The sequence below is a fragment of the Vreelandella stevensii S18214 genome (assembly GCF_000275725.1).
GTDB classification, from domain to species: Bacteria; Pseudomonadota; Gammaproteobacteria; order Pseudomonadales; family Halomonadaceae; genus Vreelandella; species Vreelandella stevensii.
The window spans coordinates 1-13,604 of the sequence record NZ_AJTS01000013.1 but is presented as its reverse complement, the minus strand read 5'-3'; the positions used below and the strand labels follow the sequence as shown (position 1 = coordinate 13,604).

Sequence of the window (13,604 nt, the reverse complement as noted above, 5' to 3'; positions counted from 1 at the left end):
ATCGTAACCGTTATGCTGCATTATATCGGTGCTGCCCATGCCTGGACAGGCAACCTTCTGGATTCGATGAGCTTCTTTCATGTCTTTAAACACGCGCCTGCTGTTTGCTCTGCTGGGCTTGCCACTGTTGGTGTACGCCATCATGGCGTTTCTATTGGTGCTTCACGCCGATGCCACGGGCCGCACAGTGCTCGAGGAGAGGCTGGTAAGTACCGCAGAGCTGTTAGCCCCTAGCCTGGGAGAGGCCATGGCCGACGGCGACTCACAACGACTGGAGCGTCTCGCTGGCAAACTGCTGGAGCAACGCAACTTGCGCGCGGTCACCCTGTTCGACGAGCAGGGCAACCGCCTGCTGGTCATGGGTTCCTCGCTGCCGCCCTCCGCTCGGCTGCATGCCCCGGAAGCGACGACCCTCTCCATGGAAGACGATCTATGGCGCGTACAAACACCGCTGACCAGTGAGTCGCTCAGCGGTCGTGGGCGCACTCAAAATGGCTGGCTGGAAGCCGAAATGGATAGCCGCACGCTGGTACTGGAACGTTACAAACTCATCGCCAGCCTCAGCCTGGGCGGCATGCTGCTGGGCCTGCTGCTGTTTCTGATCGCCTTTGCCATCAGCCGCTATGCCACCCGCCCCATCGAGGAAGCCAGTCAGGCACTTTATCGGCTGTCGCGGGGCGATGATCGCCTGCAGATCACCCCCGCCAGGCCCGTCGAGCTGCACCAGTTGGCAAAGCATATCAACCGACTGGCCGAGTACTTGCAACACGCACGGCGCAATATGCAGGAGCAGATCGAACAAGCGACCAGTGAACTCCAGGAGTCCATGGAGACTATCGAAGAGCAGAATATCAAGCTCGATCTGGCGCACCGCAGCGCCCTGAGGGCAAATGCCGTGAAGTCGGAATTTCTGGCCAACATGAGCCACGAAATACGCACCCCGCTCAATGGCATCATCGGTTTTTGTCGACTGCTGGGTCGCTCGCCTCTCGACAGCCGCCAAAAGGAGTGGCTGGACCATGTGCGCCGAGCCTGCGACAACCTGCTGATGCTGGTCAACGATGTACTGGACTTTTCGAAACTGGAAGCCGACCGTCTAACCCTGGAAGAAGTGGACGTGGATATCGTGACGCTGGTCGATGAAGTCATTGGCCTCCACGCCCCGGAAGCCCAGCGCAAGCAGCTCAACCTGGTGGCCATGGTGTATGACGACGTGCCCACCCCGCTATGCGGCGACCCGTTACGCATTCATCAGGTGCTGAACAACCTGCTGGGCAATGCCCTCAAGTTCACCCACGAAGGGGATGTGATCGTACGCGTCATGCTGGACAATCAGGAGGGGCAGCACGTCGTCCTGCACATCAGCGTCAGTGATACTGGCATTGGATTGAGTGACGAACACCAGCAGCAGCTGTTCAGCGCCTTCTCTCAGGCAGAGCCCAGCCACTCCCGACAGTTTGGCGGCAGCGGCTTGGGTCTGTCGATCTGCCGCCAACTGATACAACGTATGGGCGGTGAGATTCGGGTCGAAAGCGAGCTGGGCAGAGGGTCGACTTTTTCGTTTACGCTACCCCTGCTCGCCCACCAGGCAGACGAACGCCCTCCAGAACTGGTGTTGGACAATCCGATCGTACGCTTGCACGAACCTCACTTGCCCACTCGAAACGTGCTGGAACACTTGCTGGAACGCTGGGGCGCATGCCCCGTGTCGTTTATCGATGCAGGCAATGAGGCTCTGTTGGTGATCAGCCTCGAGTACGACGACTTCGAGGGCGAACGCAAAGGCTATTGGCAATCCATCATCGCCCAGACGCCCTGCCCGGTGATCATTCTGGCCAACACCACCAGCTTTGAACTCCCCCATTGGGACCTTCCCCATGGCGGCGACCTGCTCTGCAAGCCGTTCACCCGCGCCCAGCTGGTCACGACGGTGCGACGCTTGTTACAACCCACGGGACTGCCTGCAGGCCAGGAACCAAAGGCACTTGAGCTGGCTAGCAAACCCGTTTCTGGCGCCCCCTTGACGCTGCTGATCGTTGACGACAATACCGCCAACCGCGAACTGCTCAGGGCCATGCTGGAAAGCAGCGCGCTGCGCATCGTACTGGCCGCCAGCGGCAGAGAAGCCCTGGAATTCGCGCGGCAGCAGACTGCCGACATGGTGCTGATGGATATTCGTATGCCCGACATGAACGGTATCGAAACCACCAAGGCGCTGCGTCGTATCAGCGGCAGCTGGGCACGCTGCCCCATCATTGCAGTCACCGCTCACGTGCTGAACAACGAACGCCAGCAGTGGTTGAGTGAAGGCCTGGACGACGTGTTGATCAAGCCCATCAATGACGTTCAGTTGCAGCAGCTGATGCAGCGCTTTTTGGGCATTACGCCCGAACTGGCGTTTGGCGATTCGCTTTCAACCGCCCCCCTGACCGATACCACTCCCCCGGTAGCGCCCGCGCCTCTGCCCAGTACGCTGCCCGCGGTGGACCTTGCCCTGGGCACGCGTTTGGCGGGTGGAAAGGCGTCCCTGGCCAGGCAGCAGCTGGTCAGGCTGATCGACAGCCTGGAGGAGCACGAACGACAGATGCGCGAGGCGTTCCAGGCAAACGATCTGAACACCTTGCTGGACTGGGTGCACGGGCTGAACGGCGCCAGCCGCTATTGCGGTGCGCCAGAACTGGCCTTGCTGGTGGAAACCATGGAAACCCGTCTGCGCACCAGCGGTCTGCGCCATGTGGATACGCTACTGGAAGAACTTTATGCCGCCATGGCGCGGCTTACCCAGTACCGCGATGGCTTGCTGGAGTGACCGGAGATACGCGGCGCGGGCGTGTGCGATCAGCGCTCCAGCACCACGAATGCCACGGCGTACTCGGCTTCGTCACTGAGGGTAATGTGCGCCGCCGAGGCGCCACTAGCCGCGAAGAGCCGCTGGGCTTCACCACTCAGGTGTAACCCTGGCTTGCCCAGCGTGTCGTTGAGCACCTGGATGTCTCCCCACTGCATGCCCTGGCGCAAGCCAAGCCCCAGGGCTTTCACGAAGGCTTCCTTGGCCGCAAAGCGCTTGGCCAGATAAGCCACCGGGCAGCCTTTGGCCCGCCACACCTGTTGCTCCTGCTGGCCCAGGATGCGCTCGGCAAAACGCTCGCCGTGGCGCTCCAGGGCCTGACGAAAACGAGCAACGCGGGCTATATCAGAGCCAATGCCAACGATCATTCAATGCCCGCAGCAGCCGTGATGGCCATCATGCTCGTCATGCACATGCTCGTGTTCATGGGCATCCAGCGCGGCCATCAGGCCCGCCTCCTGGCCAGCAATTATCAGCCGCTTCATTTCCTGAACGGCCTCTTTCAGGCCCACAAAGAGGGCGCGCGCAATGATCGCGTGACCGATGTTCAGCTCGTTGACACCGGGCAAGGCAGCAATGGCTTCCACGTTGTGGTAGTGCAGCCCATGCCCGGCATTGACCACCAGCCCAAGGGAGACGGCATGGACCGCTGCCGCGCTCAGGCGGTCATACTCGGCGTTGGCTGTCTCGCTACCCGGCCGAGCTTCGGCATAGGCACCGGTATGCAGCTCGATGGTGGGCGCTCCAGCACGCTTGGCCGCATCGATCTGGGCTACATCGGGGTCGATGAACAGCGATACGTCACAGCCCACGGCTGCCAGACGCTGGCAGGCAGCGGCAATCTGCTCGAACCCGCCTACCACATCCAGGCCACCTTCCGTGGTCAGCTCTTCGCGCTTTTCGGGCACTAAACAGACGTGGGCGGGCCGCACTTCCTCGGCCAGGGCCAGCATCTCGTCGGTCACGGCCATTTCGAGATTCATGCGCGTGTTGAGCATCTCAGCCAGCAGGCGCACATCGCGGGGCTGGATATGGCGGCGGTCTTCACGCAGATGAACCGTAATACCATCGGCACCGGCCTCTTCGGCCAGCAGTGCTGCCTGAACGGGGTCCGGGTAGCGAGTGCCCCGTGCCTGGCGCAGGGTGGCGACGTGATCGATGTTGACGCCCAGTAAAATACGGGGAGGATGCATCGTGACTCTCCATTGGATGGCACACCGAGGCCATCATTGCTTGTCTGAGAACTGCTTGTCTGAGAATTGCTTGTATGAGAGAGGCCCGCCTAGCGCTGACGACGGCGGGCCAAATCCATCATCAGCTCGCGCGAGCGTAGCGCCACCGCCCCCAGGTGGGGCGCCAGCGCTGCTCGCATGAGCGCTTTCAAGGCACTGGCCAGACTCTCTGATTCCCAGTCGCCCTGCTCGATATAGCGTAAGGTACGACCGTCGATCCCTCGTTCGGCGGGCAGGAAGCCACGGCTGACAGCGTCGAACCGATAGCGGCCATGGGGGTTCAGAGGGGCACCTTGAGGCGTGCAGAAGCGCGGTGTGGCTTCCAGGGCTTCCAGTAACGCCCACTCATAGCGTCTCAGCGCCAACCCGCGCTCGGCGGGCACCGGAAGTGCCTCCAGCAGCGCACTGTAAAAGGCAAACACATTCGCGGATGCCAGTTCCAGCGGCAGCAAGCGGGTGGCAATTTCATTGGCATAAAGGCCACACAACAGCCCTTCACCCGCCAGCAGCGCGGTCTGCCCCCGGGACTCCATCAAGGTCAGCCGCTTCAGCTCACGCTCTCCGCGCCAAGCGATGAACAGCGGCGTAAAGGGTTGCAAACGCTGGCGCGATTTCGAACCGGGGCGCTGCCCGCCCTGAGCCACCGCACGGATGCGTCCGTGGTTGAGCGTCAGCAGGTCGACCAGCGCGCTGGTTTCCCGATACGCCTTGCGGTGCAACAGAAAGGCAGGCTCGGGGGTCATGGCCGCGCTCAATCCAGGTCGTAACCCAGGCTCTTCAAGGCACGCTCATCGTCCGACCAGCCCCGCTTGACCTTGACCCACAGGTTGAGCATGACCTTGGTGCCCAAGGCACGCTCCATGTCCAGCCGCGCCTCTCGGCCGATACTCTTGATCCGATCGCCATTTTCACCGATCAGAATCACTTTCTGGCCCTGACGCTCCACCAAAATCAACGCGCTGATATGGGTCACCCGCTCGGTCTCGCGGAACTCCTCGATTTCGACGGTCATCTGATAGGGCAGCTCATCGCCCAACTGACGCATGACCTTTTCACGCACCAGCTCGGCGGCCATGAAGCGCAGACTCTTGTCGGTGATCTGGTCTTCCGGAAAGAAGTGAATGCTCTCTGGCAGATGCTTGGCAACCTCATCTTCCAGCGCTTCTACCTGGGTGCCGTGCTTCGCTGAAATGGGGATGACGGCAGCAAACTCACGCCGTGCACCCACCTCGGCCAACCAGGGCAGCAGGTCGGCCTTGTCCTGCAGGCGGTCGACCTTGTTCACTGCCAGAATCACCGGCGCAGTGACATGCTCAAGGCGCTTGAGCACCGCCTGGTCTTCATCGGTCCAGCGTGTGCGATCGATGATGAAGACGACACAATCCACGTCGCGCAGCGCCTGCGTGGCCGCCTGGTTCATGAACCGGTTGATCGCCTTGTTGCGGTCCTTGGACATGATGTGCATGCCCGGGGTGTCTACATAGATGAACTGTGTCTCATCAACGGTCTTGATGCCCATCACCTGATGGCGAGTGGTTTGCGGCCGCCGGGAGGTAATCGAGATCTTTTGCCCCAGAATCCGGTTCATGAGGGTTGATTTGCCTACGTTGGGACGGCCAACGATGGCCACGAATCCGCAGGTTTGGCTCATGATTTGTCTCCGGAGGGTTGTTCAAGATAGGACAGGGCTTCTTCCGCCGCCTGCTGCTCGGCATGCCGGCGGCTAGGGCCTTTGCCCGTGGTATGCTCGTTCAATAGATCGATGTAACACTCCACGGTAAACGTCTGGGCATGCGCCTCACCCTTGACCGAGACCACTTCGTAGCGCGGCAACGCTGCCTGGCGTGACTGCAGGAACTCCTGCAAACGTGTCTTGGGGTCCTTTTGCGTGTCCTGGAGAGAGATATTGTCCAGCCTGTCAGCATACCAGGCCAGTACCCGGTCACGCACGGCGTCCATGCCTGCATCCAGGTAGATGGCCCCGATCACGGCCTCCACGGCATCGGCTAGAATGGATTCACGGCGATGACCACCGCTTTTCATCTCTCCCGAGCCAAGCCGCAGGCACTCGCCAAACGACATTTCACGAGCCAGCTCGGCCAGGGTCTGGCCCTTGACCAGGCGCGCGCGCAGGCGAGAAAGCTGGCCTTCACGCGCCTGAGGGAAGCGCTGAAACAGCGCTTCGGCAATGATAAAGTTGACGATAGAGTCACCCAGAAATTCCAGGCGCTCATTGTTGCGACCACCATAGCTGCGATGGGTCATGGCCAGTTCCAGTAGCGTTGGGTCGCCAAAGGTGTGGCCGATTCGTCGGCAAAAAGCGGTTAAGGAATTGCTCACGGTGCTCCTACGTCATTGACGTTATACAAAATAACCACGCTGACCTTGTTGCTTAGCAGGTGCTTCATTCGATGCGCCGCACACTGCTGAAGCTGGGCAAACCACCATCCCAGTGCATCCAGACTGCAAAGGCGCGCCCGACGATATTGTCTTCCGGAACAAAGCCCCAGTAGCGGCTATCGTTGGAGTGATCACGGTTATCGCCCATGGTGAAATAGTGCCCTTCCGGCACCACCACTTCACGCATTTGCGGCCCCGGATCACGCGGGTTGTTATAAATGAAATGCCTCGCTTCGCCCAGCTGCTCTTCCAACAACAGCTGCTGGGGTGACAGTGCCGGGCCCTCTTCGACCAGCACCTTGCTGACTGCTTCGCCGTTCACGTAGAGCTGCTTGCCTTCGTAACGAATGCGATCTCCGGGCAGCCCCACCACACGCTTGATGAAGTTCACCGAGGGCTCGTCCGGGAAACGAAACACCATGACATCGCCACGCTCCGGGTCGTCCACTTCCAAAAAGCGGTGATGCACCACGGGCAAACGCAGGCCGTAGGCAAACTTGTTCACCAAAATGAAGTCCCCGACTTCCAGCGTCGGCTTCATGGAGCCAGAGGGGATCTGGAACGGCTCGACGATGAAGCTCCGCACTACCAGCACTACCAGCAGTACAGGGAAGAAAGAGCGTGAGTAGTCAACCGGCCAGGGCTCCTTGAGGAGCTTTTCCCGGGTGGCATCGTCCAGCCCGTCTACCGTGGCCGCTTCGGCAGTGGCCACCCGCTCACGGCGCTTGGGCCGCAGCACCAGCACATCCAGCAGGAAGATGGCCCCGGAGAGTATGACGGCAAGTACCAGTAATAATGAAAAATCCATGTGGGGTCGAGTCCCTAGTCGTTAACCTTGAGCACAGCAAGGAAGGCATCCTGGGGAATTTCAACACGCCCCACCTGTTTCATCCGTTTTTTACCGGCTTTCTGTTTTTCCAGCAGTTTCTTCTTACGGCTGACGTCGCCGCCATAACACTTCGCGGTCACGTTCTTGCGTAGCGCCTTGACTGTCGAGCGCGCGACCACCTGCCCACCAATGGCAGCCTGAATGGCCACGTCGAACATCTGACGCGGAATCAGCTCTTTCATCTTCTCGACCAGCAGACGGCCGCGAGTGTGCGCATGATCCCGGTGGATGATGACCGCCAGCGCGTCGACCTTGTCGCCGTTGATCAGCACGTCCAAGCGCACCAGTTTGGCGGCCTCAAAACGCTCGAAGTTATACTCCAGCGACGCGTAACCGCGAGAAATCGACTTCAAGCGATCGAAGAAGTCCATGACCACTTCCGACATCGGCAGCTCGTAGGTGAGCTGAATCTGGTTGCCCAGAAACTGCATGTCCAGCTGGGTACCACGGCGCTGCTCACACTCCGCAATCACGTTGCCCACGTACTCCTGGGGCACCAGAATGCTGGCCCGAACGATGGGCTCGCGCATCTCGTCGACGTCGGCCATGTCCGGCAGTTTGGAGGGGTTGGAGACATACTTGATGTCGCCATTTTTCATGGCCAGCTCATACACTACCGTGGGTGCGGTGGTGAGCAGGTCCAGGTCGTATTCGCGCTCCAGACGCTCCTGGATGATTTCCATGTGCAGGGTACCAAGGAAACCCACGCGGAAACCGAAGCCCAGGGCATCCGAGTTTTCCGGCTCGTACTCCAGCGACGCATCGTTTAGCGCCAACTTCTCCAGCGCATCGCGAAAGTCTTCGTAGTCATCGGCGCTGACCGGGAACATACCGGCGTACACCTGCGGCTTGACCTTCTGGAAACCCGGCAGGCGCTCGACATCCGGGGTTTTGGTATGGGTGATGGTATCACCGACCGGGGCGCCGTGGATTTCCTTGATCCCCGCCACTACGAACCCGACCTCCCCCGCGCGCAGGATATTGGTCTCTTTGCGCAGCGGCGTGAAGATGCCCACTTCGGTGGCGTTCCAATCCCGCCCGGTCGATTTGATACGCAGCTTGTCGCCCTTGCGCAGCGTACCGTCGAACAGCCGCACCAACGAAACGACGCCGAGATAGTTGTCGAACCAGGAGTCGATGATCAGCGCCTGCAAGGGGGCATCCGGGTCCCCTTTGGGGGGCGGAATATCGCGTACCAGACGCTCCAGCAACGCGTCGATACCAATACCGCTCTTGGCCGACACCTGGCAGGCATCGGTGGCATCCAGCCCGATGATCTCTTCCACTTCCTGAGAGACGCGGTCCGGGTCGGCTTGGGGCAGATCGATCTTATTGAGCACTGGCAGCACTTCCAGGCCCTGCTCGATGGCGGTGTAGCAGTTGGCCACCGACTGAGCTTCGACACCCTGAGCGGCGTCCACTACCAACAGCGCTCCTTCACAGGCGTATAGCGAGCGGGATACTTCGTAGGAGAAGTCCACATGGCCTGGCGTATCGATGAAGTTGAGCTGATAGACCTGGCCATCGGCTGCGGTGTAGTCCAGCGTCACCGACTGTGCCTTGATGGTAATGCCACGCTCGCGCTCGATATCCATGGAGTCGAGCACCTGCTCCTTCAGCTCACGCTCGGTCAGACCACCGCAGGTCTGGATCAGACGATCGGAAAGTGTCGATTTACCGTGGTCAATGTGGGCGATGATGGAGAAATTGCGAATATGCTTGAGCTTTCCGCCGGAAACGTCATGAGACATCGAGTGTGTTCTGCCTTATTGGTACGCAAGCGATGGTGTTGGGGACAGCGCCAACAGGGCGTAACGTGAACACCGCACCACTGCATTGCCAAAGTTCGTCAAAAGATAAGCGCTATTGTAGCGATATGCGGGGGATAGGAACAGCAGTCCGGCGAGAACCGCCGGACTGGAAGGAACGAAAGGTGTGGTTATTCCAGACGCAACGCCACGAACAGCGAGCGCCCATCACGATACAGGCGCAGCGGAATAGCGCGGTCGGTGGGCAAGCTTTCGACGATGCGCACCAGCTCATCGGCAGAGGCAACGCTGCGGTGATCCAGGCTAACCAGAATATCTCCCGGGCGAAGCCCGGCCTGAGCGGCAACGCTGTCTGGCTCTACCTGACGAACTTCAACACCCCCTGTGATATTGAGCCGTTCGCGAGTGGCTTCATCCACTTCGACCACAGCGACACCTAGTCGCATCTGACTGTTGCTGCTGGAAGCTTGCTCGACGCCTTGAGCATCCGGCCAGCTACCCAGTTCGATGGTTTCAGTCACCTGCTCACCATCACGCATCAGGGTCAGCTCCACATCGCTGCCAGGGGCAACACGCCCGATGAGGCGCGGCAACGTGCTGGAGCGATCGACCTCTTCGCCATTGACCTCCAGAATCACATCCCCAGCCTGCAGGCCACCCTGCGCGGCAGGCCCCTCAGGGTCCAGATCGGCAATCAGCGCACCGATGGCTTCGCTCATACCAAACGACTCGGCCAGATCGCGAGACACCGGCTGGATCATCACGCCCAGCCAACCACGGTTCACCTGGCCATCTTCACGCAGCTGGCTGGCAACGTCCATGGCGACGTTGATCGGAATGGCGAACGACAGACCCATGAAACCACCGCTACGGGTGAAGATCTGCGAATTGATACCCACGACTTCACCTTCCAGATTGAACAGTGGACCACCGGAGTTACCCGGGTTGATGGCCACGTCGGTCTGGATGAAGGGGACGTAAGCGTCCCGTGGCAGCGTGCGGTTGATGGCACTGACGATGCCCGCAGTGACCGAATGGTCGAAGCCGAAAGGCGAGCCAATGGCCGCTACCCACTCTCCGACCTTGAGCTCGTCGGAATCCCCCAACGTGAGCACCGGCAGGTCGCTGGCATCGATCTTGAGCAGGGCAACGTCGGTTTGCACGTCGCTGCCAATCAGCTCGGCGGGCAGTTCGCGACGGTCGTTGAGGCGCACCAGAATTTCATCGGCATCCTGCACGACGTGGGCGTTGGTCATCACGTAGCCATCTTCACTGATGATGAAGCCAGAGCCTAATGACTGTCGTTCCTGGCTACGCCCCTGACCACCACTGGGCGGCGCTGGAAAACTGTCACCAAAAAAGTGGCGAAAGATTTCGGGAATTTCCTGACCACCAAACCCTTGCGCAGACGGCGAGCTGCTGCGCTGCACCGTGCGTGTGGTAGAAATGTTGACGACGCCCGGCGCCGCTTCTTCTACCAGCACCGTGAAATCGGGCAAGGTTTGCGCCTGGGCACTGTGGCCCACCATGAACAGCGCAACCAGGCATAACCATAACGTTGAGGGGAGAACCAAGCGCTTCATGAAACAGCTCCTAGTCAAGCAGGGACGACAGCATGGAAGTGCAACTCTTAGCGAGCTACAGGACAACTAACTGACCAAGCGCGGGCGGAAGCGTTCCATCCCCCCGCGCATGAGAAATCTCAGCGCCACCAGGGCGCACATTAGGGTGCCAAAAAAGGCACCCACGCTTACCCATTGACGCTCTACGGACAAGGCGAGCGCCCCGGACATCACCAGCGCCAGCAGCATGGGGGCGGCATACACGAGCAGTGCCAGATAGCCAACGGCTTGCCGTTCCACCGTCAGCGTCACCGCACTGCCCAAAGGGTAACGCTCTGCCAATTGGCTTTCCAGACACTCAGGCCGCACCTCGACACGCTGGTGCTGGCGGCGTGCCAGCAGGCCCATGCCACAACCGCGCCCCTTGGCGCAGGCATCACATTCACTGGCCACCGATACATCCACCACTAATCGCCCTTCGACATGCCCTGTTACTCGGCCAGTGCGATAGAGCGCAGAACAGGGTGCGGGCTCGGCCAATGACATCAGGGCTGAATCACGATGGACTGAACGATACGGCGCATGACAGCAGCTGGCAGCTCACCAACGCCTACCAGCTGCCAACGCTGATCATCGACCTCCACGACCGATACCGTGGCCGTAGAAACGCCTAACTGATGGCTACCTTCCGAGAGCGCCTGCTGCTCCACGGGCGCTGCAAACAAGCTGACCGAAGCCAAGCCGTCGCTGTAGACACGCTGACTCGATAACGAACTCGTTTCGACCGGCTGAGAAACGAAACCATCCGGCAGCCACTCCGCCTGCCAATTCACTGCTGGCTCCTCAGGCGAAGCAGGATTTGCAATCACGCCCTCATAAAGCACCGGCGACTGTAGCTGTGTGATCTGAAACGTTTCCAGCGCCCGCGATTGACTATCGCGCATGACATGCTTGAGCAGCAGCCCCGTCTCTTTGTCCAGCCACCACTCATGCTGATAGCGCTCACCATCCTGAGGCACGAACTTGAGCTGCACGGCTTCGCGGCCCGCCACGCGATCATCGTTGAGCAGCTCGATCTCGTAATGATGGGCCACGTGAGCCGCCCAGGCTTCCGCTGCGCTGCCGGTCTCTTGATCTTCAGGAATGAAGCGGGCGCGATAGCCCACTGCCGACTGACGCTCGACACTGACAGAGGGTCCATCCAGATGCTGAACGACCTGTTGTCGAATGCCATCTCGGATACGATGCGAAAGCGCCAGAGTGCGCACTCCCAAGGCATCGATGGAGACGGCTCTGGCCTGGAAATCGTAGCAATGACCGGCCTGTTTGCTGAGCACCAACCACTCTTGAGCACTGGCAGGCTCGGTCAATGAAGTGAGGTCATCGCAGCTGAAAGCGGACTGCTCTGCGATGACCGGCATGGAGAAGGAGAATAGGCTTACCAGCCCAGCAGACGCGACGGCCTGAATTCCCCACTGTCGGCACTTGTCCATCGCCATAATGCTCAGGCTACCCTGTCCGCCATCAACGCTGGCCCAACGGCTCAGTGACCGAGGAGCGCATCAGCGGCATCCAGCTGTCACCACCGCCACTGGCGGCGCCTTGGGCGTGCTGCTCCAGATAGGACTGCAACAGGCGCAGTTGATCGATATCGATGGACGTTGGCTGCTGAGCCATGACGCTTTGCGGCGCAGACGGAGCCGCGAAACCGGCTTCGCTGACGTTCATCAAGCCGCTATTGCCTGCCTGCCCATTGATCCGGAACGGCGTGGGCTCGAACATCGGCATATCGGAGGCTGCCAGGGCTCCCGTCTGGGCACCAGACAAACTGACCGGCTGTACCTGCGCACCCACTCCAGCGCCGGGCTGAACGGCAATGTTGCCATCAGGCTGGCCGCTCGACCCTGTACCGCTATTGAAGAACTGTACGCCCGTGATCACCATCAGTGATACGGCCGCTGCCACGCCAGCACCGCGGGCAAACGAGATGCCGCCCGTACGATGATTCGCCGCCGTGACTGGCTCGGTGATCGGTACCGGCTCGTCACGCAGTCGAGCCATGATGCCCGCCGAAAGGTCGACGCTGACATCTACTTCGCGCTCACGCTGCATCATGCTGCGCGCCAGATGATAGCGGCGCCAAGTCTCTGCCGCGTCGGCGTCGTCAGGTAGTGATTTCAACACTCGGCGAAGTTCCAGCTCATCACTTTCACCGTCCATCAATGCGGAAAGTGACTCCCGTGTGTTTTGACTCATACTTCACACCCTCACACTGTGTTGGAAGAAGCTTCACGACAACACGGCTAGTGCGTGTTTTAGCCGCAAAACCTCACAGGCCAAGACTTGGATTATCTATCACCGTCTGCACAACGCCATTGCCAAGTTGGCAGGCAACATGATTAGGCTGCTCGGCGGCTCAACTCAATAACGCTGGCAGCCCTTATGACGCCTGACTCGCCAGACAGTTCACAAAAAAAGTAAAAACGTAAATGTTTGTGTCCATGCGCAGGCAGCGGCCCAACGCTCAGGGCTCTTCACGGCTGTTGCGCGCCGTGGTGACCAGCGGGCGGATATGCTCGTCTACCGCCTCCCTGGCACGAAAAATACGCGAACGCACCGTACCCACCGGGCACTGCATGATTTGCGCGATGTCCTCGTAGGCCAACCCATCCAGCTCACGCAGGGTAATGGCCGTGCGCAGGTCATCCGGCAAGCGCTCGATGGCTTCAAACACAGCGGCTTCCAACTGGTCCCGCGCGATGGAAGCTTCGGGAGACTCGGAGTCGGCCAAGCGGCCGCTTTGATCGACGATTTCGGCATCGACGATATCCAGGTCGCTGCCGGGTGGACGACGCCCTCTGGATACCAGGTGGTTCTTCGCCGTATTGATGGCGATCCGGTACA

At 60.1% G+C, this 13,604-nt stretch carries 13 protein-coding genes; 1 reads left to right on the top strand and 12 read right to left on the bottom strand.

What is annotated here, in order from left to right; translation table 11 throughout:
* Positions 1 to 79: 79 nt before the first annotated feature.
* Positions 80 to 2,809, top strand: coding sequence for an ATP-binding protein (locus tag HSS18214_RS0101710; RefSeq protein WP_016913593.1), 2,730 nt, complete (start codon positions 80 to 82; stop codon positions 2,807 to 2,809).
* 29 nt (positions 2,810 to 2,838) lie between these two features.
* Here HSS18214_RS0101710 and acpS read toward each other — a convergent pair whose 3' ends face one another.
* The 12 genes from acpS to HSS18214_RS0101650 form a co-directional block, all read right to left on the bottom strand.
* Positions 2,839 to 3,216 (bottom strand): holo-ACP synthase, encoded by a 378-nt coding sequence (gene acpS, locus HSS18214_RS0101705; protein WP_016913592.1) that lies wholly within the window; start codon positions 3,214 to 3,216, stop codon positions 2,839 to 2,841.
* Complete coding sequence (pdxJ, locus tag HSS18214_RS0101700; protein WP_016913591.1) at positions 3,217 to 4,041, bottom strand: pyridoxine 5'-phosphate synthase; 825 nt, start codon at positions 4,039 to 4,041, stop codon at positions 3,217 to 3,219.
* Positions 4,042 to 4,130: 89 nt separating this feature from the next.
* Positions 4,131 to 4,823 (bottom strand): DNA repair protein RecO, encoded by a 693-nt coding sequence (gene recO / locus HSS18214_RS0101695; RefSeq protein ID WP_016913590.1) that lies wholly within the window; start codon positions 4,821 to 4,823, stop codon positions 4,131 to 4,133.
* Between the two features lie 8 nt (positions 4,824 to 4,831).
* Positions 4,832 to 5,731: a GTPase Era gene (era, locus tag HSS18214_RS0101690; RefSeq protein WP_016913589.1), complete on the bottom strand. Its 900-nt coding sequence runs from the start codon at positions 5,729 to 5,731 to the stop codon at positions 4,832 to 4,834.
* Positions 5,728 to 6,420, bottom strand: a complete 693-nt coding sequence (gene rnc, locus HSS18214_RS0101685) for a ribonuclease III (RefSeq protein WP_026001664.1) — start codon at positions 6,418 to 6,420, stop codon at positions 5,728 to 5,730. Before rnc ends, era begins: the two co-directional genes overlap by 4 nt.
* 64 nt (positions 6,421 to 6,484) lie before the next feature.
* Positions 6,485 to 7,288, bottom strand: a complete 804-nt coding sequence (gene lepB / locus HSS18214_RS0101680) for a signal peptidase I (RefSeq protein ID WP_016913587.1) — start codon at positions 7,286 to 7,288, stop codon at positions 6,485 to 6,487.
* A 14-nt stretch (positions 7,289 to 7,302) separates the two neighbouring features.
* Positions 7,303 to 9,120 (bottom strand): translation elongation factor 4, encoded by a 1,818-nt coding sequence (gene lepA, locus HSS18214_RS0101675; protein ID WP_016913586.1) that lies wholly within the window; start codon positions 9,118 to 9,120, stop codon positions 7,303 to 7,305.
* A 188-nt stretch (positions 9,121 to 9,308) separates the two neighbouring features.
* Positions 9,309 to 10,721 (bottom strand): DegQ family serine endoprotease, encoded by a 1,413-nt coding sequence (locus tag HSS18214_RS0101670; protein ID WP_016913585.1) that lies wholly within the window; start codon positions 10,719 to 10,721, stop codon positions 9,309 to 9,311.
* Positions 10,722 to 10,787: 66 nt separating this feature from the next.
* Complete coding sequence (locus HSS18214_RS0101665; RefSeq protein WP_040460721.1) at positions 10,788 to 11,246, bottom strand: SoxR reducing system RseC family protein; 459 nt, start codon at positions 11,244 to 11,246, stop codon at positions 10,788 to 10,790.
* Complete coding sequence (locus tag HSS18214_RS0101660) at positions 11,246 to 12,199, bottom strand: MucB/RseB C-terminal domain-containing protein (protein WP_156808458.1); 954 nt, start codon at positions 12,197 to 12,199, stop codon at positions 11,246 to 11,248. Before HSS18214_RS0101660 ends, HSS18214_RS0101665 begins: the two co-directional genes overlap by 1 nt.
* A gap of 25 nt (positions 12,200 to 12,224) precedes the next feature.
* Positions 12,225 to 12,956 carry a sigma-E factor negative regulatory protein gene (locus HSS18214_RS0101655; RefSeq protein ID WP_026001662.1) on the bottom strand — a complete coding sequence of 244 codons (732 nt, stop codon included), beginning with the start codon at positions 12,954 to 12,956 and terminating at the stop codon, positions 12,225 to 12,227.
* A 268-nt stretch (positions 12,957 to 13,224) separates the two neighbouring features.
* On the bottom strand, positions 13,225 to 13,604 hold a 380-nt coding region (locus HSS18214_RS0101650; RefSeq protein WP_016913581.1), incomplete at its 5' end, for a sigma-70 family RNA polymerase sigma factor.

Coding starts and splice junctions, on each gene's coding strand:
- pdxJ (WP_016913591.1), bottom strand. CDS start 4,041: ATGCATCCTCCCCGTATTTTACTGGGCGTCAACATCGATCACGTCGCC.
- acpS (WP_016913592.1), bottom strand. CDS start 3,216: ATGATCGTTGGCATTGGCTCTGATATAGCCCGCGTTGCTCGTTTTCGT.
- HSS18214_RS0101710 (WP_016913593.1), top strand. CDS start 80: ATGTCTTTAAACACGCGCCTGCTGTTTGCTCTGCTGGGCTTGCCACTG.
- HSS18214_RS0101655 (WP_026001662.1), bottom strand. CDS start 12,956: ATGAGTCAAAACACACGGGAGTCACTTTCCGCATTGATGGACGGTGAA.
- lepA (WP_016913586.1), bottom strand. CDS start 9,120: ATGTCTCATGACGTTTCCGGCGGAAAGCTCAAGCATATTCGCAATTTC.
- lepB (WP_016913587.1), bottom strand. CDS start 7,288: ATGGATTTTTCATTATTACTGGTACTTGCCGTCATACTCTCCGGGGCC.
- HSS18214_RS0101660 (WP_156808458.1), bottom strand. CDS start 12,199: ATGGCGATGGACAAGTGCCGACAGTGGGGAATTCAGGCCGTCGCGTCT.
- era (WP_016913589.1), bottom strand. CDS start 5,731: ATGAGCCAAACCTGCGGATTCGTGGCCATCGTTGGCCGTCCCAACGTA.
- HSS18214_RS0101665 (WP_040460721.1), bottom strand. CDS start 11,246: ATGTCATTGGCCGAGCCCGCACCCTGTTCTGCGCTCTATCGCACTGGC.
- HSS18214_RS0101670 (WP_016913585.1), bottom strand. CDS start 10,721: ATGAAGCGCTTGGTTCTCCCCTCAACGTTATGGTTATGCCTGGTTGCG.
- recO (WP_016913590.1), bottom strand. CDS start 4,823: ATGACCCCCGAGCCTGCCTTTCTGTTGCACCGCAAGGCGTATCGGGAA.